Source organism: Staphylococcus felis (assembly GCF_003012915.1).
Lineage (GTDB): Bacteria > Bacillota > Bacilli > Staphylococcales > Staphylococcaceae > Staphylococcus > Staphylococcus felis.
Map to the genome: position 1 here is coordinate 12,972 of NZ_CP027770.1, position 25,634 is coordinate 38,605.

The 25,634-nt window shown below is 34.5% G+C and carries 30 protein-coding genes and 1 riboswitch; of the genes, 4 read left to right on the forward strand and 26 right to left on the reverse strand.

Translation table 11 applies throughout. The annotated features are described in order from the left end of the window. Nucleotides 1-211 precede the first annotated feature (211 nt). Nucleotides 212-1,576, reverse strand: coding sequence for a UDP-N-acetylmuramoyl-tripeptide--D-alanyl-D-alanine ligase (locus C7J90_RS00085; protein WP_103207277.1), 1,365 nt, complete (start codon nt 1,574-1,576; stop codon nt 212-214). A 17-nt stretch (nt 1,577-1,593) separates the two neighbouring features. Further along, nucleotides 1,594-2,664, reverse strand: coding sequence for a D-alanine--D-alanine ligase (locus tag C7J90_RS00090; RefSeq protein WP_103207278.1), 1,071 nt, complete (start codon nt 2,662-2,664; stop codon nt 1,594-1,596). Nucleotides 2,665-2,822: 158 nt separating this feature from the next. Between C7J90_RS00090 and C7J90_RS00095 the strand changes: the two genes are divergently transcribed. Beyond that, the gene (locus tag C7J90_RS00095; protein WP_103207280.1) at nt 2,823-4,019 is read left to right on the forward strand and encodes an FtsW/RodA/SpoVE family cell cycle protein; all 1,197 of its coding nucleotides are present in this window, start codon (nt 2,823-2,825) and stop codon (nt 4,017-4,019) included. A gap of 133 nt (nt 4,020-4,152) precedes the next feature. On the opposite strand, the gene C7J90_RS11955 is transcribed toward C7J90_RS00095, so the two are convergent. From C7J90_RS11955 to csoR, 5 genes are all read right to left on the reverse strand, one after another. Beyond that, nucleotides 4,153-4,293: an Lmo0850 family protein gene (locus C7J90_RS11955; protein ID WP_167388982.1), complete on the reverse strand. Its 141-nt coding sequence runs from the start codon at nt 4,291-4,293 to the stop codon at nt 4,153-4,155. Between the two features lie 88 nt (nt 4,294-4,381). Beyond that, on the reverse strand, nt 4,382-6,565 hold the full coding sequence (locus tag C7J90_RS00100) for a heavy metal translocating P-type ATPase (protein WP_232618814.1): 2,184 nt from the start codon (nt 6,563-6,565) through the stop codon (nt 4,382-4,384). Between the two features lie 132 nt (nt 6,566-6,697). Next, nucleotides 6,698-6,904 carry a heavy-metal-associated domain-containing protein gene (locus C7J90_RS00105; RefSeq protein ID WP_103207281.1) on the reverse strand — a complete coding sequence of 69 codons (207 nt, stop codon included), beginning with the start codon at nt 6,902-6,904 and terminating at the stop codon, nt 6,698-6,700. 1 nt (nt 6,905) lies between these two features. After that, nucleotides 6,906-7,130: a putative copper chaperone CsoZ gene (gene csoZ / locus C7J90_RS00110; protein WP_103207283.1), complete on the reverse strand. Its 225-nt coding sequence runs from the start codon at nt 7,128-7,130 to the stop codon at nt 6,906-6,908. Nucleotides 7,131-7,142: 12 nt separating this feature from the next. Beyond that, the gene (csoR, locus tag C7J90_RS00115) at nt 7,143-7,430 is read right to left on the reverse strand and encodes a copper-sensing transcriptional repressor CsoR (protein ID WP_103207284.1); all 288 of its coding nucleotides are present in this window, start codon (nt 7,428-7,430) and stop codon (nt 7,143-7,145) included. 133 nt (nt 7,431-7,563) lie between these two features. Between csoR and cls the strand changes: the two genes are divergently transcribed. After that, nucleotides 7,564-9,054: a cardiolipin synthase gene (gene cls, locus C7J90_RS00120; RefSeq protein WP_103207286.1), complete on the forward strand. Its 1,491-nt coding sequence runs from the start codon at nt 7,564-7,566 to the stop codon at nt 9,052-9,054. A 15-nt stretch (nt 9,055-9,069) separates the two neighbouring features. After that, entirely contained in the window at nt 9,070-9,717 is a 648-nt protein-coding gene (locus C7J90_RS00125) for an HD domain-containing protein (RefSeq protein ID WP_103207287.1), read from the forward strand. 167 nt (nt 9,718-9,884) lie between these two features. On the opposite strand, the gene yidC is transcribed toward C7J90_RS00125, so the two are convergent. The 6 genes from yidC to C7J90_RS00155 form a co-directional block, all read right to left on the reverse strand. Next, complete coding sequence (gene yidC / locus C7J90_RS00130) at nt 9,885-10,745, reverse strand: membrane protein insertase YidC (RefSeq protein ID WP_103207289.1); 861 nt, start codon at nt 10,743-10,745, stop codon at nt 9,885-9,887. An 87-nt stretch (nt 10,746-10,832) separates the two neighbouring features. Then, on the reverse strand, nt 10,833-11,471 hold the full coding sequence (gene thiE, locus C7J90_RS00135; RefSeq protein ID WP_103207290.1) for a thiamine phosphate synthase: 639 nt from the start codon (nt 11,469-11,471) through the stop codon (nt 10,833-10,835). 2 nt (nt 11,472-11,473) lie between these two features. Then, a complete protein-coding gene (thiM, locus tag C7J90_RS00140) occupies nt 11,474-12,265 on the reverse strand; it encodes a hydroxyethylthiazole kinase (RefSeq protein WP_103207292.1) in 792 nt (263 codons plus the stop codon). 1 nt (nt 12,266) lies between these two features. Next, complete coding sequence (gene thiD / locus C7J90_RS00145) at nt 12,267-13,073, reverse strand: bifunctional hydroxymethylpyrimidine kinase/phosphomethylpyrimidine kinase (RefSeq protein ID WP_103207293.1); 807 nt, start codon at nt 13,071-13,073, stop codon at nt 12,267-12,269. Beyond that, complete coding sequence (gene tenA, locus C7J90_RS00150; RefSeq protein ID WP_103207295.1) at nt 13,066-13,755, reverse strand: thiaminase II; 690 nt, start codon at nt 13,753-13,755, stop codon at nt 13,066-13,068. Before tenA ends, thiD begins: the two co-directional genes overlap by 8 nt. 70 nt (nt 13,756-13,825) lie before the next feature. Then, nucleotides 13,826-13,929, reverse strand: a riboswitch (TPP riboswitch). Between the two features lie 673 nt (nt 13,930-14,602). Continuing rightward, nucleotides 14,603-14,956, reverse strand: a complete 354-nt coding sequence (locus C7J90_RS00155) for a single-stranded DNA-binding protein (protein WP_103207296.1) — start codon at nt 14,954-14,956, stop codon at nt 14,603-14,605. 180 nt (nt 14,957-15,136) lie between these two features. Between C7J90_RS00155 and C7J90_RS00160 the strand changes: the two genes are divergently transcribed. Continuing rightward, complete coding sequence (locus tag C7J90_RS00160) at nt 15,137-15,571, forward strand: YwpF-like family protein (RefSeq protein WP_103207298.1); 435 nt, start codon at nt 15,137-15,139, stop codon at nt 15,569-15,571. Nucleotides 15,572-15,862: 291 nt separating this feature from the next. On the opposite strand, the gene fabZ is transcribed toward C7J90_RS00160, so the two are convergent. From fabZ to C7J90_RS00225, 13 genes are all read right to left on the reverse strand, one after another. After that, entirely contained in the window at nt 15,863-16,306 is a 444-nt protein-coding gene (fabZ, locus tag C7J90_RS00165; protein WP_103207299.1) for a 3-hydroxyacyl-ACP dehydratase FabZ, read from the reverse strand. 3 nt (nt 16,307-16,309) lie between these two features. Continuing rightward, nucleotides 16,310-16,474, reverse strand: a complete 165-nt coding sequence (locus tag C7J90_RS00170; RefSeq protein WP_244905078.1) for a DNA-directed RNA polymerase subunit beta — start codon at nt 16,472-16,474, stop codon at nt 16,310-16,312. Between the two features lie 4 nt (nt 16,475-16,478). Then, nucleotides 16,479-17,762 (reverse strand): UDP-N-acetylglucosamine 1-carboxyvinyltransferase, encoded by a 1,284-nt coding sequence (murA, locus tag C7J90_RS00175; protein ID WP_103207303.1) that lies wholly within the window; start codon nt 17,760-17,762, stop codon nt 16,479-16,481. 158 nt (nt 17,763-17,920) lie between these two features. Then, nucleotides 17,921-18,154 (reverse strand): DUF1146 family protein, encoded by a 234-nt coding sequence (locus C7J90_RS00180; RefSeq protein WP_103207305.1) that lies wholly within the window; start codon nt 18,152-18,154, stop codon nt 17,921-17,923. 445 nt (nt 18,155-18,599) lie between these two features. After that, entirely contained in the window at nt 18,600-19,004 is a 405-nt protein-coding gene (locus C7J90_RS00185; RefSeq protein WP_103207306.1) for a F0F1 ATP synthase subunit epsilon, read from the reverse strand. 22 nt (nt 19,005-19,026) lie between these two features. Continuing rightward, entirely contained in the window at nt 19,027-20,439 is a 1,413-nt protein-coding gene (gene atpD / locus C7J90_RS00190; protein ID WP_103207308.1) for a F0F1 ATP synthase subunit beta, read from the reverse strand. Between the two features lie 23 nt (nt 20,440-20,462). Beyond that, nucleotides 20,463-21,329 carry an ATP synthase F1 subunit gamma gene (gene atpG, locus C7J90_RS00195; RefSeq protein WP_103207309.1) on the reverse strand — a complete coding sequence of 289 codons (867 nt, stop codon included), beginning with the start codon at nt 21,327-21,329 and terminating at the stop codon, nt 20,463-20,465. A gap of 32 nt (nt 21,330-21,361) precedes the next feature. Beyond that, nucleotides 21,362-22,870, reverse strand: coding sequence for a F0F1 ATP synthase subunit alpha (gene atpA / locus C7J90_RS00200; protein ID WP_103207311.1), 1,509 nt, complete (start codon nt 22,868-22,870; stop codon nt 21,362-21,364). A 27-nt stretch (nt 22,871-22,897) separates the two neighbouring features. Beyond that, nucleotides 22,898-23,437 carry a F0F1 ATP synthase subunit delta gene (locus C7J90_RS00205; RefSeq protein ID WP_103207313.1) on the reverse strand — a complete coding sequence of 180 codons (540 nt, stop codon included), beginning with the start codon at nt 23,435-23,437 and terminating at the stop codon, nt 22,898-22,900. Next, nucleotides 23,437-23,952 (reverse strand): F0F1 ATP synthase subunit B, encoded by a 516-nt coding sequence (locus C7J90_RS00210; protein ID WP_103207314.1) that lies wholly within the window; start codon nt 23,950-23,952, stop codon nt 23,437-23,439. Before C7J90_RS00210 ends, C7J90_RS00205 begins: the two co-directional genes overlap by 1 nt. Before the next feature lie 274 nt (nt 23,953-24,226). After that, nucleotides 24,227-24,439, reverse strand: coding sequence for a F0F1 ATP synthase subunit C (gene atpE, locus C7J90_RS00215; RefSeq protein WP_103207316.1), 213 nt, complete (start codon nt 24,437-24,439; stop codon nt 24,227-24,229). Between the two features lie 39 nt (nt 24,440-24,478). Next, nucleotides 24,479-25,198, reverse strand: a complete 720-nt coding sequence (gene atpB, locus C7J90_RS00220) for a F0F1 ATP synthase subunit A (RefSeq protein ID WP_103207317.1) — start codon at nt 25,196-25,198, stop codon at nt 24,479-24,481. A gap of 49 nt (nt 25,199-25,247) precedes the next feature. After that, the gene (locus C7J90_RS00225) at nt 25,248-25,598 is read right to left on the reverse strand and encodes an ATP synthase subunit I (protein ID WP_103207319.1); all 351 of its coding nucleotides are present in this window, start codon (nt 25,596-25,598) and stop codon (nt 25,248-25,250) included. Between the last annotated feature and the right edge of the window lie 36 nt (nt 25,599-25,634).

Here is a 25,634-nt window from a genome sequence, read left to right on the forward strand (position 1 = left end):
TACCACCTAAGCTATAATATCGCAATAAACGAAGTATATATTCATGTTTTTCATATATATACAGCTAGATTTTATTAAGAGAAGATTAACTACAAAAACGCTTAGACTTCATATGTTTTTCAAGAAAGAATGCATTATCACTAAAATACAGAAAAATAGAGGAAGCACTTTATTTAGTCCCTCCCCTACCTTTCTATAATTTAAATATACGCTAGCATTGAATTAGTGCTTCTACAACTTCTTCAAGTCGCATACCTCTTGACCCTTTGACTAATACGATATCTCTCTGTTGTAGTATTGATGAAATGTAACGTATCATTTTATCTTTACTGTCAAAATGAATAGCTTCATCCACAAACTTTTTCCCTTTTTCATGTATATCCATGGAGGCTTCACCAAATGTATATAGCAAATCTATCCCTTTATCATTGATATATTTACCTACAGAAGCATGCATCATTTTTGATTGTTCGCCGAGCTCAAGCACATCACCTAAGATTAAAATCTTACGTCCATTCATTGTTGATAAAGTGTCAATCGCTGCCTTCATACTCGTTGGACTTGCATTATATGCATCGTTAATAACGGTTGCACCACTTTTAGACACAAACTTTTCCATTCGCATCCCTGTAAGTTGTAACTGTTGGAGCTGATTGTGAATGACTGAATTTGGAACATTTAACATTTGCGCAATTGTGATAGCGATGGCTGCATTACGCATATTATGTTCACCTAAAACAGGTATTGTAAAACGCGCTTTTCGGTTAATTTCAAAAGTAATCCCTGCTTCACTATGTTCAAGAATGCGGCATGCCACATCATTACCTTTACTTAATCCGATACTTATTGTACGAGATGCATCCATTGTTGCTATATGTGGCTTCAGTAATGGTTCATCACCATCATATAGTAATCGTCCCTGTGCTTTTAAACCTTTAACAATTTCAAATTTGGCTTGAGCAATTCCTTCGCGAGAACCTAAGTCTTGCATATGTGATTCACCAATATTAGTAATCACAGCGTAATCAGGTTGTGCAATTTTAGATAATAATTCAATCTCATGAAAACCTGACATTCCCATTTCAAGTATAGCGATTTCTGTATCTTTATCTAACTCTAATATTGTTAAAGGCATTCCTATTTCGTTATTATAGTTGCCTCTTGTTTTTTTGACCTTATAATGAGCCGATAATGTATTTTCAATCATATCTTTTGTTGTTGTTTTACCATTCGAGCCTGTGACAGCAATAACTGTTGGTGCAACATATTGTAAATATTTTTGGGCCAATTGTTGTAATGCAATCAGTGTATCTTTAACAAAAATCACTGGTCCATTTGATGGAGGTGGCACGTTACTCTTTTCTTCAAACAACACTGCACCAGCTCCATCCGATAACGCTTGCTCACAAAAACGATGACCATCAACACGCTCACCCTTAAAAGGAATGAATAATTGACCTTTTTCGATATGTCTTGAATCAATCGTTGCGCCTGAAATATGATAATCTAAAAATTTTTGATCAATTCGGCAGTCCTCAATCCATTGTGAGAGTTGTTTTAGTGTGATCTGAATCATAATCCTACCCTCTTGTTTTAATCAATTTTATATTTGTTTTTCTGTTTGTCGGCATGACGTTCTTTTGCAAGTTCAATCAGCTTTGTAATCAATTCAGCATATGAAACACCCATGTTTTCCCACAATTTTGGATACATGCTAAACTCTGTAAATCCAGGCATCGCGTTTGTTTCGTTAATATAAATTTGTTGATCTTCTGTCACAAAGAAGTCTGCACGTAATAAACCTGAACAATCCGTCGCTTTGAAAGCCTCAATGGCCATATCTCTCAAAGTCATTTGAACATTTTGATCTAAATCAGCAGGGATTGCTAGCTTGACTTTTCCATCTTTATATTTAGATTTGTAATCATAAAATGCAACATCTTTAACGACTTCACCTGGCCATGTTGTTTCCGGATAGTCATTACCTAACACAGCAACCTCGATTTCACGTGCATTAACGCCTTGTTCAATTACAAGTTTTCGGTCAAATTGAAATGCTTCTTCTATCCCTTTAATCAATGACGCTTCATCTTCACATTTACTAATTCCAACACTTGATCCAAGATTGGCTGGTTTTACAAAAACAGGAAATTCCAACTTGTCATTTACAAGTTTTAAAATATTATGCTGATACTTTTCATATTCACTTCTTAAGAAACTAACATATGGCAATTGTGGTAAACCACGGTGTGCAAATAATTGTTTCATAACAAGTTTATCCATAGAACTTGAAGCAGCAAGTACACCGTTACCGACATACGGTAAATCAAGAACTTCAAATAATCCTTGAATTGTGCCATCTTCACCATTAGGCCCATGTAACAATGGGAAAACAGCATCATATTTCGTGCCTAAACTAGATGATGTTAACATTGATGAGATTTCCCCTTCGTCTACATCAGCCAATGTTAAGTCACTAATTTCTGTAATGATTTCGCTAATATTTTCTTTTTTCTTCCATGCACCATCATTAGTAATATAGATGATATCTACACAATACTTATTTTTATCGATTGCATTTAACACATTCTGAGCAGTTAAGATAGAAACATCATGTTCGGCGCTTTTACCACCATAAATGATACATAATCCTTCTTTTGACATAAGTCCGCCTCCAAATTTTTTTCTAAACTACATTTTACCATGTTAGCCATTTATAATGCATTTATTTTTATGATGTTGTTAGCAATTTCGTTACAACTTATGTAAAATCAGTATATAATGAAACAGAGCAAAAAATTTTTATAATAAAGGAGATTGACATGGCTTCTTCACGTCAACAAACTCAAAAGTCCTTTTTTCGCCGTTTAGATTGGCGACTTCTAACATTAATTGCTACATTATGCTTAATGAGTATTTTAACCATTCATTCAGCGATGAGCGGTGGTCAATATAGCGCTGACTTTAGTATCAGACAAGGGTTATACTATGTTTTTGGTGCTATAATCGCATTTATGATTATGGTTTTTTCACCTAAAAAAATCCGCAAATATACACATATTGTATATATTATTTTCAATGTATTACTTTTAGGTTTATTAGTATTGCCCGAATCATCTATTACACCTATTATCAATGGTGCTAAAAGTTGGTATCGATTAGGACCTATTAGTATTCAGCCTTCAGAATTTATGAAAATCATTATTATATTAGCATTAGCCAATGTGGTAGCACGGCACAATCGATTCACTTTTAATAAATCTTTTGAGACAGATTTAAAACTTATTTTTAAAATGATTATTGTTACTTTACTTCCAATGGCTTTTATCTTATTACAAAATGATTTAGGAACAACGCTTGTCTTTTTAGCGATTATTGCTGGCGTTTTGATCGTAAGTGGCATCACTTGGAAAATTTTGGTTCCGTTATTTGGCAGTGCCATTGTAGTAGGAACAAGTATTATTCTATCAATTCTTTTCAAACCAGAAATTTTAGAAAATATTGCTGGCATTAAGACTTATCAATTAGGTCGTGTCAATTCTTGGCTTGACCCATACACATACAGTTCCGGAGATGGTTTCCATTTGACTGAATCACTGAAAGCAATTGGATCTGGACAACTCGTAGGAAAAGGATTTAATAATGGTGAAGTTTACATACCTGAAAACCACACTGACTTTATTTTTTCTGTAGTCGGTGAAGAATTTGGATTTTTAGGGGCTGTCGTTTTATTGATTGTATTTTTGTTATTACTCTTACATTTAATGCGTTTGGCATTAATAGAAGAAGACTTATTTAACAAGACATTTATTGTAGGTTATATCAGTTTATTACTTTTTCATATCGTTCAAAATATCGGTATGACTATTCAGTTATTACCAATCACCGGTATTCCTCTTCCATTTATTAGTTATGGTGGAAGCTCTATTTGGAGCTTAATGACTGGAATAGGTGTTATCCTAAGTATTTATTATCATAAAACACAACGTTATCAAACCCCATCCGATCACTTGAAATAAGTATCAAAAAAGGTTAAGACTACACACTTGTATCAAAAACACATATAAACATGTTCTAAATGCAAGGCTTGTCTTAACCTTTTTATATTATATCGCTATTTTCAATCATTTCATTCATCATTCTTTGTAGGCTCTACTTTAACTTTTCTGTTGCGGGTTTGGCATTAGGAAGTGACCGCATAATATCCAATCGAGATTTTGTTTTTTTAACTTTAACACCGATTGATGATAACATTTGGACCACATTCTGGAGCTTATCATTTTGCTTTGCCATATGATCACCTCGTATTTGTCAATCTACTTCCTTTATCTTACCCCAATTATTCACACTTTACTATACCAAATCGTAAATTTTTAATATTTTATTTTTGTATAGAATTCAAACGTAATGCATTTAATACGACTGAAACCGAACTAAATGCCATTGCAGTCCCCGCAAGCCATGGTGCTAAAAAGCCACTGGCTGCAATAGGAATGCCAATTAAATTGTAGATAAATGCAAAAAATAGGTTTTGCTTGATATTACGAATCGTAAGCCTGCTTAACTTTAATGCTTCTGGTATATATTTTAATTGATTTTTTACTAGAGCAATATCTGATGATTCTAATGCAATATCAGAACCTGATCCCATTGCAACACCTATATTACTTTGCATTAGTGCTGGCGCATCATTTACACCATCACCAATCATCATGACTGTTTTCCCCTGTGATTGTAACGCTTTTATCGTATGTGCCTTCTCTTCTGGTTTCACACCAGCTATCACACGTTGTATTCCTAATTGATTAGCTATAGCCTGAGCTGTATTTTCGCTATCACCACTTAATAAAATTAATTCATAATTTTGTTTTAAAGATTCAACCGTTGATTTTGCATCTTCTTTTGGTTCATCTCGCAAGCCAAATATCGTCATCAATTGACCGTCTACTACAACACCTACGACAGTAGCACCTTGTTCTTCAATATTTTGAACTATCGAGTGAATATCTTCTGATAGTTGGGCTATTGGTTCTAAAAATGATATAGAACCAATGTGAATATGAGCTCCATCTATTCGACCTGAAATACCATTACCAGTATGTGTTTGATACTGTTCAATTGACAGTGTTTTAACGCCTTCATAGTAATCGATTAATGCATGCGACAACGGATGCTCAGATTGCTGTTCAAGGCTTTTTACGTAACGCGGTACATTCGAATCATCACTAAGAATGTGTTCAATCATGACTTTAGGTCGTCCATTTGTTAAAGTTCCAGTTTTATCAAATACTATAGTATCCGTTTGTTTCGTTTGTTCTAAAGCTTCTGCTGATTTGAATAGTATCCCCGTCTTAGCAGCACGTCCCGATCCAACCATTATCGATGTAGGGGTCGCCAATCCTAAGGCACATGGACATGCTATAACAATAACAGCTATAAAGATTTCTAAAGATTGACTAAGTTGCTGTGGTGTTATGAACATATACCAAATTAAAAATGCCAAAATAGCTATACCAACAACTGCAGGGACAAATACATTAGATATTTGATCTGCCAAACGTTGAATGTGAGGCTTTTCATTTTGGGCATCTTCAACTACTTTAATAATTTGATTTAAAACCAAATCTTCTCCAACATGTGTAACACGCATTTTGATAAAGTTAGTTTGATTCAAGGTACTACCAATTACTCGATCTCCTACACTTTTTTCTACAGGTATACTTTCTCCTGTGATAAGTGACTCATCAATTGTCGTATCCCCTTCAATAATTTCACCATCTAAAGGAATGTGTTGCCCACTTCGAATCAGGACCGTATCGCCTACTCGGACTTGATCAATTGCAATTTGTTCAATTTTTCCATTGCGTTCAACTTCTGCATCTTTGACTTGTAATGCGGCTAGTTTTTCTATCGCATCACTCGCATGACCTTTAGCACGTTTTTCAAAATATTTTCCTAATAAAATTAACGTAATAAGTACTGCACTCGTCTCGAAATATAACGGAATTGAATGATGTGACATATGACCATGTATTATCATTAAATAAATACTATAAAAATATGCTGTCGAAGTCCCCATAGCTACTAAAACATCCATATTGGCACTTTTATGGATTAATGACTTATATGCCCCGATATAAAATTGCGCTCCTAAAACAAATTGAATTGGCGTCGCTAATAGTAACTGAAACCAGGGATTCATAAGCAATTTTGGAACAGGTACAAAACTTAGAAAGTCAAAATGTGCAAACATTGTATATAACAATGGCAACGCTAAAACAAATGCAATTATAAATTTATACTTTTGTCTTTTTAATTCATTTGATTGTCGTTGTCTAGTTTCTTGTTGGCTTTCTAAAGGATGCGCTTCAAAACCTATTTTAGAAATTCGTTCAAAGATAGCATCTCTTGTAATGCGGTCAGGATCATAAGTAACAGTACCTTTTTCCATTACCAAATTGACACTGACTTCTTCAATGCCAGATTCACGATTTAACACACGCTCAATACGAGCAGAACATGCAGCACAAGTCATACCAGATATTTTAAATGTTTCTTTTGTCATGATTATCGCTCCTATACCTATAAGGGGTATATTTTGTTTTAAAAAGAAAACGGGATTCAGATAAAAATGATAGCACCCTTTCATTGATAATCTTTACTCCCGCGTTCTATACAATTGCTAAAAATGAGTTTATTAAGATTTTACGTCATAACCTGCATCATAAATACGTTGCTTAACATCTTGTAACGCGCTATCATCACGCAGTTCAACATTTACTTTATCATCATTTGGGAACGCTTCAACTGAAAGCACATCTTTATTTTCACTCACCGCTTCTTCAACTGCAACTTTACAATGATTACAACTCATGCCTTCTACTAAAATTGTATGTTTTTCCATATTAATATCCTCCTTTGAATGAATTGATAACAGGAAAACCTGCATCATAGATTTCTTTTTCTAACGTGTTAAGATTTGCTGGTGTTTCATATTCTAGGTTGACACATTGCTGATTGATATCAATTTGAACATCCAATACCCCAATCATAGAAGATAAACGTTTTTCTAAAGCTTCTTTATCATTTTCTGTATGAATGTTCGAGACTTGCACATAACTTTGATACATAGTGAAACTCCTTTAGTCTTTCATTAATTTCTGGAACGTCACAAGTAATTCTTCCATAGCTTCTTGTTCAGAACCATTTTCAATTTTATGCATAATACAACCTTTCATGTGATAATCTAATAATTTTGTCGCTACGCTATTTAAAGCAGATCGTGTTGCTCTAATTTGCGTTAAAACATCATCACAATAGACATCTTCATCTATCATACGATTGATGGCACGTACTTGTCCTTCAATGCGATTCAAACGCGACTTTAAATTACGCTTTATCGAATCAGAATGATGTGCTTGTTCAGTCATATTAAAACTCCTTAATACTCATTTAGTTATTTTTTATAATATACCCTATATAGGTATATGTCAATAAGCAAGCCTCCCCTATCTATAGAAAAAATGATACAATATCTAAAGAAATATTGAGGGAGGCTCATTCATGTTAGATATGCTACTTTCGTATCAACTTGATGCGAATACTATTATGAATTACATCTTTATCGCTGCATTCTTATTAAACCTTGTATTCGTTTTTACAATTATTTTTATGGAACGACGAAGTGCTGGTTCAATTTGGGCATGGATTTTAGTCCTTGGTCTGATGCCACTTATAGGGTTTATTGTATATTTATTATTTGGACGTCAAATTCAGCGAAAATCCATATTCAAACTAGACGATAAAGATCGAATTGGCTTAGAACGTATCGTTAATCAACAGCTCAGTTTACTCAAAAAGGGTGAATTCGGACGTGATAATCCACATATTCAAAACTATAGTAACCTTATTCAAATGTTGTTATACAATAATGCGGCCTTCTATACTAATAACAATGATATCGATCTCTTAACAGACGGCCACACTAAATTCGAACAACTTAAGAAAGATATTAGAGAAGCTCAAAGTTACATACATATTCAATATTATATTTTTAGAAATGACCAACTTGGCGAAAGTATATTAGAGCTCCTAGAACAAAAACTTGACGAAGGTTTAGAAGTTAAAATGCTGTATGATGACATGGGATCACGTTCATTGACTTTACGAGATTTTAAACTATTTAAAGAAAAAGGCGGTAAAGTTGAAGCATTTTTCCCTTCAAAATTACCATTAATCAACCTAAGAATGAATAATCGCAATCATCGAAAAATCGTTGTCATTGATGGTGTGATCGGATATGTAGGCGGTTTCAATGTCGGTAAAGAATATTTAGGACTATCAAAAAAGTTCGGATATTGGAGAGATACGCACTTACGTATAACAGGGGAAGCGGTTAATGCACTTCAGTTAAGATTTATTTTGGATTGGAATTCTCAAGCACATCGAGATAATATCGAATATCATGATAAGTATTTTCCAGATAACACTTCTGGTAAATCTGGAAATATAGGTGTTCAAATCGCATCGAGTGGACCTGATGAATCTTGGGAGCAAATTAAATACGGTTATTTAAAAATGATATCAATGGCCAAAAAAGATATTTTTATTCAAACGCCATACTTTGTGCCTGATGAAGCTTTTATGGATGCCCTTAAAATTGCAGCTTTAGGCGGAATCAATGTCAATATTATGATTCCATGCAAACCAGATCACCCTTTTGTTTATTGGGCAACTTATAAAAACGTTGCAAGCTTGTTAGAAGCAGGCGCAAAAGTATACCTTTATGATAATGGTTTTTTACATGCTAAAACATTAACTATTGATGATGAAATCACAAGTGTAGGAACAACCAATATGGATCATAGAAGTTTTACACTTAATTTTGAAGTAAATGCGTTTGTATATAATGAACATTTAGCCAAAAAGGTACGTCAAAGCTTTGAAAATGACCTAAAAGTTTGTACAGAACTCACGATTGAAAAATATCAAGCTAGAGGCTTATGGATCAAGTTTAAGGAGTCAATAAGTCAACTCCTCTCACCTATTTTATAAGAAAGGACCGTCAATATGTCTCAAAAAAATCAACTCCGCGCCGCCCGAGAATTAATGCAAAATGTTCACCAACATGATAAAACAGGTCATGATAGTGCTCACATTGATCGTGTCTTACAACTCGCCTTAACCATTGCAGAGGACTATCCAGAGGCTAATCTTTTTGTCATTCAAATGGCAACTTTATTGCATGATACAGTAGATGATAAATTAAAAGAATATGCAATTTCTCTTAAACAACTACAATCTTTTTTAAAAGAAATTGCCGTAAGTGACGATGAGCAAGACGCGATTATTTATGTCATTACACATATCAGTTTTCGAAAAAGAAAAGATGTAAACGCTTTGAAAACAATCGAATCCAAAATTGTACAAGACGCGGATCGTTTAGATGCACTAGGTGCAATCGGACTAGCCCGCACATTTCAATTTAGCGGTTATTTTAAAGAAGCGATGTGGACAGGACACCATTCTTATGAAGAACTGATGGCATTTAGCGATTTCTCAACCTTACCTGCCTCTGCTATAAAACATTGCTTTGAAAAATTACTTCAGCTCAAAGATTTGATGAATACTGAAAAAGGAAAAGAAATAGCACAACAGCGTCATACATTCGTGGAGTCATTTTTAAAACAATTCTTTAATGAATGGCAATCTCAATAAATCTAAAAAATATATTTCAAATTCCTTTTACACTTACAACCTCATCAGGCTTTGAGTGGATATCACGTCCATTGTATGTTACGTGCATACCTTTTACGCATTATATATTTTATATCTACAAATAAAGCATGGCTTTCAACTCAATGAAAGCCATGCTTTTTAATTTACTATTTTTTCTTTTTCTTTGAAACGACTTGTGTGTTTTTACCCGTTTTAGGATTTTTCTCTGCTTCTAATTTAGCAAGCAATGGTGCAACTTCTTCTTGGGCTTTTTTGCTATAGACTTTATTTGCAATATAAGTTTGGATAACAAGAAAAGCAGCAGAAACTGACCAATATAAACCAAGTGCTGCGGCAGAACTATAAGAAATCCAAATAATCATAATTGGCGATATAATCATCATCATATAACCCATTTGACGCTGTTCTTGAGGCATATTTGATAATGATACAAAAGCTTGGAAGAAATATAGCACACCGGCAATAATTGTAATCCATATATCAGGTTTATCAAGTTGAAACCATAAGAAATCTGAGTACTTTGTAATGCCGCCACCTGATGGATACTTCAATACAAAATATAACCCCATAATAATAGGCATTTGTAATATGAGCGGTAAACAACCAAGCATTGTCGCTGCTGGATTTAAGTTGTACTTTTTGTACACTTTCATCATTTCTTGATTTGCAGCCATTTTATCTTCTGGAGTACGCGCACGTTTAACTTTTTCTTGCGCTTCAGTAATTTCAGGTTTAGCAATTTTCATTTTTTCGCGCATCATATGCATGTTTTTATAGTTGGATAACATAAATGGTAACAATACAATACGAACTACTAAAACGATAATAATAATCGCTAAACCATAGTTATTATCTAAGTGATTTCCTAACCAGTGTATCAAATTGTCCATTGGTTGAACAAATGTATTATAAAAGAATCCATTTCTGTTTTCGGATTTACTATAATCACAACCGGCTAGTAAGAGCACGACACCGACAAGCATCGTAAGTAGCGCTTTGTTCTTCATTTTCCCACCTCAAAATATTATTCACATAAGTGACATTTTATCATACAAATGTATGATGGGGAAACATTATCAAGATTATTTATACATTTATTTAAAATTTTTTAGATAACGTGACACAGACTCTTCAATATTTTGACTATGTGTGATAGAAGAAATGGTAGCGATACCGTCTGCACCATTTTTGATAAGTGGGGCTACATTTTCCTCTGTAATGCCACCTATTGCTACTATAGGAATTGTCTCATCATATTCCCTCATACGTCTGATAAGGTCAATCCCTCCTGGTTGTTTGGCATCAGCCTTTGAACTGGTTGCATAGATAGGACCTACACCGATATAATCAACATGCGTCAAATCTGATTGATCGTATTCTTGAAAATCTCTAACACTTAATCCGATAATTTTATCATTAAGTTTATGATAAAAACTATCTATTTTTTCGTCATCTTGACCAACATGAATACCATCTGCATCTATTTCAATTGCAAGTTCAACATCATCATTGACAATAAAAGGTACATGATAAGAATGACATAAATTTTTTAATTTAACTGCTTCTTCTTTTTTGGCTTGTCCACTTAAAGAGGAAGGACCTTTTTCTCTGAATTGAAACATCGTAATACCGGCTTCTAAAGCTTCTTTCAAAATAGACTCTAAAGAACCTTTTTTTACATCTTGCGTCCCTGCAATAAAATAAACATTGAGTAATGCACGATTAAACTGCATTTTTACTTCACTTCTCTCTTTTTAATCTCAATCTGATATGATTCAGCCGTTACTTGATTTAACTCATCTAATAAATGTGTCAAAAATGTACCTGGCAAATCCGCACCTTCTGATAATTCTGCATGTTCTGCTGCTATGTTATAAAAGGAAACAGCTTCTTCAAGTTGTATAATGGACGGGTCGGTTTCCCCTAATAAAAAGCTTGCAACAACTGCACCTAACAAACAACCTGCTCCTGTTATTTTAGTGAGTAAAGGCGTCCCATTTGATAGTTCAAGAATGGTTCCATTCTGAGCAATAATATCCTTCTCACCTGTCATCACAATTGCTGTATTTAAAAGCTCGTGCGCTTTTTTAGCAATATCAATTACATTGAGATTGGTTTGGCTATCAGTTCCTTTCATTGTTGCTTGATCATCTATTAGCGCAAGAATTTCAGAAGCATTCCCTTTAATAACTGTTACATCTACCTCTTTTAAAAATCGTTTGCAATATGCTTTTCTAAATTGTGAAGCTCCAACTGCAACAGGGTCAAAAACGACAGGTACACTAGCTTTATTTGCAGACTTTGCTATTTTTAACATAGCTTCTCCACTCTCAACAGTCAAAGTTCCTATATTAATTAATAATGCACTCGTAACTTCAAAGAAATCATCTGCTTCTTCCGGTGCTTCACTCATTGCAGGACTTGCACCTAAACTAAGTAAACCATTTGCCGTAAAATTTTTTACGACATCATTGGTATAACAAACAACTAATGGTTGTGTTTCTCTTACTTTAGCTAAATAATTCATCTTAATCCCATCCATTCAATTGTTGGTATGCAAAGTGATTAACTGGACCTCTGCCACGTCCAAACTCAGGTGTATGTTGTATAGCTAGCGATATAAACGATTTTGCTTTAGCGACTGCATCATAAATAGATTTACCTTTTGCAAGTTCAGCAGTCACCACAGCAGAAAATGTGCATCCTGTTCCATGCGTATGTTGTGTATGATAGCGCTCATTTTTAAATTCATAGTGACCCTCAGTTGTAAATAAATAATCAATAGCATCACCTTCAAGATGCCCCCCTTTAATCACTACACCTTTTGCGCCAATTTCATTAATGAAAAATCGTCCTGCTTGATGAATACGCTCAACACTGTCTAATTTAAACTGGACAATCTCTTCTGCTTCTGGAACGTTTGGAGTTGCAACGTCAGCATATGGTAATAAAGTAGTCTTTAATTGATTGCGAACTTGTTGATCCATAAGTGAATCTCCACTTTTGGCAATCATAACAGGATCAATAACGTATGGCACTTTAATTTTCTTTAAATATGATTCGATTAATGCCATCATTTCTGTAGTAGGTATCATACCTGTTTTAAGAGCATGAGGCATTTCATCATTAAATACACTTTCTAATTGTTCTTCTAACCATGACGTATCTAAATTATGAATATGTTGAACGCCCATAGAATTTTGCGCCAGTACACTTGTAATTGCTGCCATGCCGTAGACACCACATGCATGAAAAGATTTTAAATCAGCCATTACACCTGCACCCCCGCTAGGGTCAGTACCAGCAATCGTTAATGCAATATTAGGTTTATTCATTACCTTCTCCTCCAAACTGCCATTCTTCTTTTGAAAAAGCCATTTCAAAAAAGTTTCGCTCATGTACTGTACTTTGTAAAAAATTTCGCTTTAAGATGTCTTGATTTTGTTGATTAAATTTTTCAGCATACTGATTCAACCATTGATCTATATGATTCATCAGTTCATCCATTTCAGTTGCATAAAAATCAAACCATGCTTTAAGTGGATTCTCCTCTGCTACATCACCTTCAATTATCGCACGTTTGCCAATTTGCTGATATACATATGGACAGGGCGCCATTGCGGATAATGTGTAAGCAATGTTATCAAACGCATACGCATTATAATACATATGTTTAATGTAATGATCTGCGGTTGGATACCATTCTCCAGTCGAAATAATATCGTTATAATCTTCACCTACATAGTCAGACAATATATGGTGCGCTTTGACTTCACCTGAAGAGGCAAACTGAATTTGTTCCGTTAGATACTGAATCTCTTCTTTCGTATTTACTTTTGGAATCAATAATGCATAAATCTTTGCAAATTCATTTAAGTAACGTGCATCAGCACGAAGATAATGCTTTATTGAAGAAGATGATGCATTACCTTTTAGTAAAGATTGAATGAAAGAATCATTATATATAGCATCTATAATAGGTTGTGCTTCTATTTTTAAAGTTTTACTAAAATCCATATTCACGACTCCTTTGTTATAAAAAAAGACTACGTTATCCATCGTAGCCTAAATCACATACTGATATTGAATATGAAATATGCTACTTCCCTACGCTGGATTTATCCATATCAGGTTCAAAGAGTTTAGCAACACTTGCTTCTCAGCCACAACTTGGCTCCCCTAGTAGTCTTTATTACCTTGATTTAATTTAAATCTATCAAAAATTGATGGGAATATCAAATTAACAAGTGTTCACAACATATGTATCATGGACTGAGAATGAGACAAGACATATAGAAAACACTTGTAATTGCCATTCAAAATTGACAATTTTAGGACTATGACACAGGTATATTAGCAGCAAACATTGATGATTCTACAGCTGATTTAATCTATTGCTTCTGCTTAACCTTTAACCACATGTACCTATTTCTTAACTTTCAATAACCACTAACTCATTGAAGTCTTCATGTCATTGAAAGGCAATTTTAAAATCATATTCTCTTATATGCTCGCCTCATTTCAAATCCATAGTGAGAAATTTGAAAATGCAAATATCGCTTAGACTATTGGGAGGATTATTTGTAAATACTAAGAGAAAGGAATAAAGTTTACTAATGTACAAAACTTTAAACGCAACCAGTCTTAATGTCTAAAGCATATACTTTAAAAATGATGAAAACAACGTTTTATGATATAGGCAGGATATAAATAAATTATTTTCGTAGGGTACTTTTTTGGAAGTTATTATTTTATAAAATGTTCACAAAGAATAAAGGTTTGGTTATTTAAATGGTTCAGCTAATTGAGACTTTTATTAATAGGAATGGGAAGACTTTTTTAAATTCAAACATCGGCAAATCTTTTAAAGTTTTATAGAAGTTGATTGGGCTGATTTTTCAATTTGGGAAAGATTGAAAACATGTGTTACTAATAATTCAGTAGTGTACTTTTTTTGTTCGTAATGCTTATAAAATCTGGTTTGAATTTGGCCATCTATCATTAAAACATCACCAATAGTTACAGTTTCATTTAGTTTTGTAGCTAGCTGTCCAAATGCTTTACAATTTATATAATCGTAAATAGGTTTATTGGTGCGACTACGATAATCACGTTCTACTGAAACCGTGAAAATGATAAAGCACTTACCGTTGCTATCATAATATTTAAATGGTTTAATAATAGTGCCAACCGCATGAAATCGATTAATGTTGTTCACCTCCTTGTTGTGCTTATCGTATACTAAACAGTATCGATTTAGCAAAGTCCAGATATTAATTTTATGAGGGAGAAGATACTATAGAAATCAATCGTTACAAGAAATTTTTGTGTTTTTAAGTTATAATAGCTGTAGATTTGAATATTTCGTAAATTTTAAATTTTTTAGGGTGGTGGGGAGATGAAGACTTTTAAAGCAGTCCGTTTTCAAATTGTTTCAGATAATAGAAGTGTCACTGAGTATGAACTTTATGATGGTGTCATTATCAATAAAGAAAATAGTGGTACCGGCTGGCTATTAGAAATCGTGATATCTGATATACATAAAGAACAAATGGAAGCATATTTTGAAAATGAAACGCTTCTTGATATCCGCGTTGTCATCACGCGTCCATCAAATGATCCCGCATTATTTGATGCAACTATTAAACATATTACACAGCTTGAAGATGCTATCTCTATTGTATTTGAGTGTCATATTTATACATTGCGTCAAGTGTATGCCGAAAGTCTTTTAGAACAACTTGTAAATGAAGGATTAGAGGGAGAAGATTTAATTACAACTTTTAATCGCATGATGCAATCTAAACCACGCCTAAAAGATGAACGTCAATAAATAACAGGAAAAATAGACTGAGACATAATCCAAAACAAATAACGCTAAGATGATTTTTTATAAAATGTATCTTAGCGTTATTTGTATGATATAACTTCACTTTCCGAGGAGACAGCCTCAGAAGTCTCGTCATCAATACTTCGTGTATGTATGTCATGTACCACTGTTATACTTTAAAAAATAAGATATTTCGTATCATTTAATTAACAGGAAAAACTTCGAGATTTTTCGTACTTACTTACGAAAACCTCGAAGTTTTTCGATTACTGATATATCAGACTCTATATCATTTTATGCTTTTGGGTCTTGTAGTGCAAATGTCAATTCGCATGAACAAGCTACTTGCCCCTCAACAGTAGCCTTAGCCGTACCTTTTCCAATTGGCCCTTTTATTTTTGTGATTTCAACCTCTAATCTTAAAGTATCACCTGGGACAACTTGTCTTTTAAACCGACATTTATCGATACCAGCAAATAAGGCTAGTTTGCCTTTATTTTCCTCACTATTAAGCATTGCAACTGCACCTGTTTGTGCAAGTGCCTCTGTAATTAATACGCCCGGCATTACGGCATAATCAGGAAAGTGTCCTTGAAAAAAGGGTTCATTCCCAGATACTTGTTTTATACCTACACAACGTTGTCCCGGTTCATATTCAATCACTTTATCGATTAATAAAAAAGGTTGACGATGTGGTATGATTTTTTTTATTTCGTTATAGTCAAAAATAGTATCCATGAATTATGATCCTCCTATTAAGTTATAAAGATGTTGCCAAAACTTTAAATCAAATGCATTCAATATATTATCGTGATTAATGATAAATCCAATCAAAATACCAATCATAACCACTAATATACAGAGCACAAAGAAAAGTATTACTTTCACACTGAAAAAATTGAACAACGGATTAAGCCCTTTGCTTCTCATTTTCTTTCATTCTTTCAATATGAGCACCTAATGTTTTTAGTTTACCATGGAAATTAACATATCCACGATCTAGGTGTTTCAGTTCAGTTACAGTCGTTTCACCTTCTGCTACAAGTCCTGCTAAAATTAATGCTGCGGCAGCTCTTAAATCTGTCGCTTTGACTTCTGCACCTTGCAACTGACTACGACCTTCAATTTTGGCACTTCGACCTTCAACTGAGATATTTGCATTCATGCGATTAAACTCACCTACATGCATAAAACGATTTTCAAAAACTGTTTCTGTTATCACTTTATGGCCTTCTGCTGTTAGTAATAACGCCATCATTTGTGACTGCATATCAGTAGGAAAACCAGGGTGCGGCAACGTTTTAATATCAACTGGATTTAGCTTCTCAGGTGCTGTTACACGTATACCTTCATCTTTAAATTCAAGTTGAACGCCCATTTCTTCAAGCTTGTAAACAAGGCTCGTCATATGTTCTTTAATTGCACCTTTAACGAATACATCACCTCTTGTAATCGCTGCAGCAATCATTAAAGTACCTGCTTCAATACGGTCCGGTATGATTGAATGCTCTGTACCTGTTAATGCATCTACACCATTTATGATAATTGTGTCGGTACCTGCGCCTTTGATATCGCCACCCATTTCATTAATATAATTAGCTAAATCTACAATTTCAGGTTCTCTTGCAACATTTTCAATCACCGTTCTACCTTTTGCTAAAGATGCCGCCATAATAATATTTTGTGTCGCACCTACACTTGGAAAATCTAAATGAATATCATTTCCTACTAATCCTTGAGGAGCTTCCGCGTATATGAATCCAGCTTCTTGATGAATTTCAGCACCTAATGCTTCAAAACCTTTTAAATGCTGCTCTATCGGTCTTGATCCTATAGCACATCCACCTGGCAACGCTACTTTAGCTCGACCTAATCTTGCAAGTAATGGACCCATTACAAGAATACTTGCACGCATTTTACTTACGTACTCATATGGTGCTTCTTCACTTAAATCACGAGTGGCATCTACAGTGACTGATTGTTCTTTTTCATTATATTTAATTTTCGCATTTAAAACACACAGTACATTATTGATTGTTTCAACGTCACTTAATGCTGGGACATTCATTAGCACACTTTTTTGTTTACTCGCTAATAGAGACGCTGTAATAATTGGTAAAACCGCATTTTTTGCACCTTCTACCTTTACTTCACCTTTGAGTTGGTTTCCACCTTGAACTACAATTTTATCCATCTTTCATAATCCTCCACTTTTATACCACAAAGACTAAAACGACGTACTTTTCTATTTCTATAACACAGATAATTAAATTAAAACACGAATTTTATCTCAATTTATTTTTAGACATATCGACTAGTTATTCGGACGACTCTTATGTCATTATTTAATATTTAGTTAAATAGATATTTAATCTGCGTCGAAAAATATAATAAATCCACTAGAAAATTGCTCACTGATGTACCGATTAATACTGCACTAAAAATCATTATTATTTGCACTTGCATCTGGTACCCTTTTTTAAATAATTGCTCTAGACGAATCGCATGAAGTGCCCAATACGCGATGCATATACAAACTACATGCAATATTAGATGTACAACTGCGAATTGACCTAAATAATCCATGCCATTTATAGTCCTTTCTAATGGTAATCTTTCTTTAATTTTACATGATTTTGATTTCAAATCCTACTAATAGTGATTTATACTAAACTAATTCATATGAATTTGACTTAAAATTCTCTAAGGTGCATAACTTACATCATACCTTTTTTCGAGCTTGATGTATAGAATATTTTTGATAAGTACGCTAAATTATCCCTTAAATTTTGATAAGATGTGTCGTTCTGTTGAGAAGTCTTCAATTGAGACGCTGTTTATCGTCTGCGGAAAAGTTATTATAAATCCAAATGTCATCACCCTTTATAGCTTTTAAATGAAGCAACCAAAAAAAGATGAAAATGTTATTCCAAAATAAATAGCGCTAAGATGATTTTTAATAAAAATGCGTCTTAGCACTTCCTTTTATGATATGACTTCGCTTTCTAAGGGGACAGCCTCAGCCTCTTTATTATTTATATTTAGCTACTTCAATTCGATTCTCTGCACGCTTTAATGCACGTGAGGCACGCTTATGATCTGTGTCATCAGCATCATCATCTAAATAGAAAGTTGCACGTTCTTTAGCTGACTTGGCACGCTCTAAATCAATATCCTCTGCAGATTCAGCAGCTTGAACAAGAATATTGACTTTCTCTTGACGTACTTCAGCAAACCCTTCAGTTACAGCTATATAGTCCGATTTACCATCTTTAGTCACTTTAATATGACCGATTTTCAATGGTGCAACCGTCGGAATGTGACCATACATCACACCCATTTCGCCTGCTGTAGTTTGTAAGACAACGATTTCTACATCGTCCTCTTTGTAAACAGAACCATTAGGAGTGACGATATCTAAGGTTAATGTTTTCATTATCCATGCCTCCTAATTTGAATTAAACTTCAACACCCATGTCTTTAGCTTTTTCGATAACATCATCAATACCACCAACTAGACGGAAAGCATCTTCTGGGATGTGGTCATATTTACCTTCCAAAATGGCTTTAAAGTCTTGTACAGTTTGTTTAACAGGCACATATGAACCTTTTTGACCTGTAAATTGTTCTGCAACATGGAAGTTTTGTGATAAGAAGAATTGAATACGACGTGCACGTTCAACAGTTTTCTTATCTTCATCAGATAACTCATCCATACCTAAGATAGCAATGATATCTTGTAATTCACGATACTTTTGTAACGTAGATTGCACTTGTCGAGCAACTTCGTAATGTTCTTGACCAACGATTGTTGGTTCAAGTGCACGTGATGTTGATGCTAAAGGATCCACAGCTGGATAGATACCCATTTCACTTAATTTACGTTCTAAGTTCGTTGTTGCATCTAAGTGAGCAAATGCTGTAGCTGGTGCTGGGTCAGTATAGTCATCGGCTGGAACGAATACAGCTTGAATAGATGTAACTGAACCTTTATTTGTTGATGTAATACGTTCTTGTAATTGACCCATTTCAGTTGCTAGTGTTGGTTGGTAACCAACGGCAGATGGCATACGCCCTAATAACGCAGATACCTCTGAACCAGCTTGTGTGAAACGGAAAATATTGTCGATGAAAAGTAACACGTCTTGACCTTGTTCATCACGGAAATATTCTGCCATTGTTAAACCTGAAAGTGCTACACGCATACGTGCACCAGGAGGCTCATTCATTTGACCGAATACCATCGCAGTTTTTGCGATAACGCCACTATCTTTCATTTCATAATAAAGGTCGTTACCTTCACGAGTACGTTCACCTACACCTGCAAACACAGAAATACCACCATGCTCTTGTGCAATGTTATTAATCAATTCTTGGATTAATACTGTTTTACCTACTCCGGCACCGCCAAATAGACCGATTTTTCCACCTTTAATATAAGGCGCAAGTAAGTCTACAACTTTAATACCTGTTTCTAATATTTCAACTTCTGTTGATAATTCATCAAATTGTGGTGCTTGTCTGTGAATAGGGTCACGACGAACAGAAGCGTCAATTTCACCATCTAAGTCAATATGATCCCCTAATACATTAAATACACGTCCTAATGTTGCATCACCTACAGGCACACTAATTGGCGCTCCTGTATCTTTGACCTCTGCACCACGTTTAATTCCATCTGTTGAATCCATTGCAATTGTACGAACTAAGTCATCACCTAAATGAAGTGCGACTTCTAAAGTAAGACTTTCAGTTTCGCCGTCTCTAGGCACTTCAATTGTAAGTGCGTTATTAATGTTAGGAATATTATGCTCATCAAAACGCACATCAATTACTGGTCCCATGACCTGAGTTACACGGCCTAATCCCATGTCTTTTCCTCCTTTTAATCAAATTATTCTAATGCTGCTGAACCACCAACAATTTCGGTAATTTGTTGTGTAATGGCTGCTTGGCGCGCACGGTTAAATTGTAATGATAAATCATCAATCATTTCAGTAGCATTGTCAGATGCATTCTTCATTGCATTCATACGTGAAGCATGCTCACTTGCTTTAGCGTCTAAAATAATACCATAAATCAAACTTTCAATATATTGTGGTAATAAAACCTCAAGTATTGATTCTTTATCTGGCTCAAATTCATAAGAAGACATTGCGCTATGTCCTAAACTTGAATCTTCAGGTGATAATGGTAAAAGTTTTTTACTAACTGGTTTATTTTCTATAACACTGACATAATGACTATAGTATACGTTAAGTTCATCTATTTCCTCTTCTACAAACAAATCAATCGCACGTTTGCCGATTGACTGAACAGCCTTAAATGCAGGTTGATCAGGAATGTCTGTCAATGAGTTCGTCACTTCATAACCACGCGCTCTTAAAAATGATGCACCGATTTGTCCTAAAACAATAATGCGATATTCATCAGCACTTTGGTGTCTTTTTTCAATATCTCTAATCATTTTTTTAAGCACATTTGCGCTATAAGCACCTGCTAAACCTCGATCACTCGTTACAACCATATAACCAACACGTTTAACTGGACGCTCTACAAGCATCGGATGTGAAGAAGTAGTATTCGAGCCGGCAATAGCAGTGATGACATCTTCCATTTTTTCCATATAGGGTCTAAATGTTTTAGTGTTTTTTTCTGCTTTACGCAATTTAGAATTAGATACCATATTCATAGCACTCGTAATTTGTTTCATCTTTTTAGTTGATGATATACGAGAATCTATTTCCTTTAGTGAAGCCATTATCTCACCACCTTATCTATTTTAATTATCAATTATTCAGTGACTTTGAAGCCTTTTTTGAATTCGTTAATAGCAGATTCAAATTTTTCATCAGCTGGCAATCCACCTGTTTCACGGATTTCTGTGAAAATATCATTTGCATTGACTTTAACCCATTCAATAATTTCAGCTTCAAATCTTGTAATATCTTCTACTGGGATATCATCTAAGTAACCACGTGTTAATGCATAGATAATTAAAACTTGATGTTCAACTGGTAATGGCTTATTTTGATCCTGTTTTAATACTTCTACTGTACGTTTACCGCGTTCTAATTTACGTGAAGTCGCTTCATCCAAGTCAGATCCGAATTGAGCAAATGATTCTAATTCACGATATGACGCTAAGTCCAGACGTAAAGTACCGGCAACTTTTTTCATCGCTTTAATTTGAGCAGAACCCCCAACACGAGAAACTGACAAACCAGCGTTAATTGCTGGACGAATACCCGAGAAGAATAAGTCAGATTGTAAGAAAATTTGGCCATCAGTGATTGAGATAACGTTTGTCGGAACGTATGCTGAAATGTCACCTGCTTGCGTTTCAACAAATGGTAGCGCAGTAATCGAACCGCCACCTAGTTCATCATTTAATTTTGCAGCACGTTCTAATAAGCGACTATGTAGGTAGAACACGTCACCTGGGTATGCTTCACGGCCTGGTGGACGACGTAATAATAATGATAATTCACGATAAGCTGCAGCTTGTTTTGTTAAATCATCATAAACAACTAAAACGTGTTTGCCGTCAAACATAAACTCTTCTGCCATTGATACACCAGCATATGGTGCAATGTAAAGCATCGGTGCTGGTTGTGCTGCTGATGCAGAAACAACAATTGTATAATCTAATGCACCTGCTTGACGTAACTTTTCAACTTGAGCACGTACTGTTGATTCTTTTTGACCAATTGCAACGTAGACACAAATCATATCTTGATCTTTTTGATTCAAAATTGTGTCAATGGCTACAGTTGTTTTACCCGTTTGACGGTCACCGATAATTAACTCACGTTGACCTCTACCAATTGGTACTAATGCATCTATCGCTTTGATACCAGTTTGTAATGGTTCGTCAACTGACTTACGTGCCATTACACCTGTTGCTTTTTTCTCAATTGGACGTGTTTTTGTTGTATGGATTGGGCCTTGACCATCGATTGGTTGGCCTAATGGGTTCACAACTCGACCTATTAAAGCTTCTCCGACTGGTACTTCCATGATACGACCAGTTCGTTTCACCTCATCGCCTTCTTTAATGTCATCGAAAGGTCCTAAGATTACGACACCTACATTCGTTTCTTCTAAGTTTTGTGCCAATCCTAGAACACCATTATGGAATTCTAATAATTCTCCAGCCATTACATCATTTAATCCGTGAACTAATGCAATACCGTCACCAATTTGAATAACTGTACCAACATCTGTTACAGACATTTCAGACTCATAGTTTTCGATTTGTGAACGAAGTAATGCACTAATTTCTTCAGCTTTTATGGCCATCTATGTCACTCCTCTTTATCATCGTAATTAATGTGCTCGATTAAACTTTCTAACGAGCTGATTTAAATCATTTTGGATACTACCATCATAAACTTTTGTACCGATTTTTACGCGTATACCACCAATAAGTGCCTCATTTACATTGGGATGTAAAATTAAGTCTTTCAAGCCGATACGATTGATTAAAGCTTCTTTAACTTGAATTAATTCATCTTCAGTTAGCGGTTGCGCCATTTCAAGGTATGCTTCTGCTAAGCCGTGATGCATATTATAACTCTCTTTAAACGCTTCGTATATTTCATCAATTAATCGGAAATTGCGATGTCCTGCGACAACTTTTAATGTATTAAATAAAAACGGATTAACACCTTTAAAGACCTTATCAACTAATTTATGACGATCATTAATTGTCACTTTAGGCTCATGATCAATTTGTTTAAGATAATTCATTTGATCTTCAAGTGCAGCATAGACTTCTGTAAAATCTGTGTACACTTCTTCTACCACATTATGTTTGGTAGAGACTTCAAAAAGTGCTTGGGCATATTTACGAGCAACATCAGCCATTACTTATCCCCTACCTCTTTAATGTACTTCTCTACTAATGCTTTTTGGTCTTGTTCAGAGATTTCTTTACGCAATACTTTAGATGCAATCAGTACAGAAAGCTCAGATACTTGGTTATTAATTTCAGCTAATGCACGCTCTTTTTCACTTTTAATTTCACTTTGCGCTGTTTCAATCATGCCATTTGCACGTTGATTTGCTTCATGAATAATTTCTTCTTGCTGACGACGTGCTTGAATTTTAGCATCTTCAATAATTTTATGAACTTCTTCTTGTGTTTCTTTTAATTTTTGTCTATTTTCTTCTTCTAATCGTTGCGCATTCAGTTTTGCGTGTTCAGCTTCGTCAATGTCGCTGTTAATTGAACGCTCACGATCATCCATGACTTTTTTTAGTGGTCCCCACGCGAACTTTCTAAGTAGTAGTAGTAGAATGATAAAAGTAGCCATTGTTACGACGATATCCCCTATATTTACACCACTACCAGCCGCAAAGGTAAATAAGTTAGCAGTCACTTTGTTGTACACTCCTTTCAATCATTTCATCTTTATAACTTAATATAATGGAGTTACATTGATTCACATTGTACTCCCGTGAAAATAACTAAAGATTGAAAAGCCAATCATCGCTTTATTAAAATTCAGTCATCTCATTTAAAAACAGTATAATGATTATAAAGGGACAGGATAAACGCTTATCCCGACCCTTCGACAATTGTCAGTTCTATGTAAAATGAACAGCCAATGCCTCATTCAATTACAACATTTGCTTTAGATTGATAAATCTAAACTACATAAATAATACGATAAATGTGATAACTACACCGATGATAGGAAGTGCTTCAACTAAACCGATACCAATAAACATGATTGACATTAATTGTGTACGAGCTTCTGGTTGACGTGCTACACCTTCAACTGTTCTAGAAACAATAAGACCGTTACCAATACCTGCCCCAAGAGCTGATAAACCTATTGCGATTGCTGCTGCGATTAAATTCATTTATAAATCCTCCTAGTAATTTTTAAATTAATTTTATAATTAATGGTCAGACACTTTATGTGACATATAAACCATTGTTAACATAATGAAAATATAGGCCTGGATTGAACCTACAAAGATTGAGAAACCTTGCCAGATGATTAAACCTGGAACACCAATTATCCAGCCAAATAATGTATGCGTTGTTACCCCTGCTAATAAACCAATCAATATCTCACCTGCATAAATGTTACCGTATAAACGTAGTCCTAACGTTAATGTTGATGCAAATTCCTCAAATATATTGATTGGAAGCAAGGCAACATATGGCTTTGCAAAACCTTTCATATAGTTTTTGCCACCGCGCATCTTAACACCATAATAATGTGTCAAAATAATCATTAATGTTGCTAAAGTTAACGTGACATGTGCATCGGCAGTTGGAGATTTCCACCATAAATAATGATGGTTTACAAACTGTAGTGGTAAACCTAACATATTGGCTACGAAGATAAATAATATCAGGGTAACTGCTAAAAAGTGAAATTGCCCACCTTTCGACCAAGCCATATTACTTTCAATAATACCTCTAACGAAGTCAAAAACCCATTCGATAAAATTTTGAGCGCCTTTAGGTCTTTTTTGGAGATTACGAGTACATAAGACTGCAATAATAAATACAATTATAGATGTAATCAATACCATCATAATAGTAGATAAGTTAAAATTGATATCTACTCCAAGAAAGTGCCAAGTTACAATGGGATGTTTATGATCCATTTTTCAATTTCACCTCTTTTCATATTGTACTACCATTATAATTAAACCGTTAGGCTTGTTTAATTATAGGACGAAACACAATAAATAAATACGAAATTAACAATCCTATAAGTATGCCAATAATATGTATATTCTCTCGGAACAATAACCAAATAACACAACATATTATCGCAACGAGGTATCTCCAACTATTACCTGTTGAGATATGACTTGTTGTTTTATTCAGAGACCGCCATAAGTAGTACTCAAATATACAAGTATTAATGATTGAGCCTATAGCACCCACAATTAAACCGAATACCAACGTACTTGGTTTGACATAATATAGAATTATAAGTCCGATTAAAATAACACTATAATATGTTAAAAACGGCTGAAACAAGCTACAAAAGCGATTCATGATAGAAACCTCTTTTCTGTGTCGCACACATTTGTG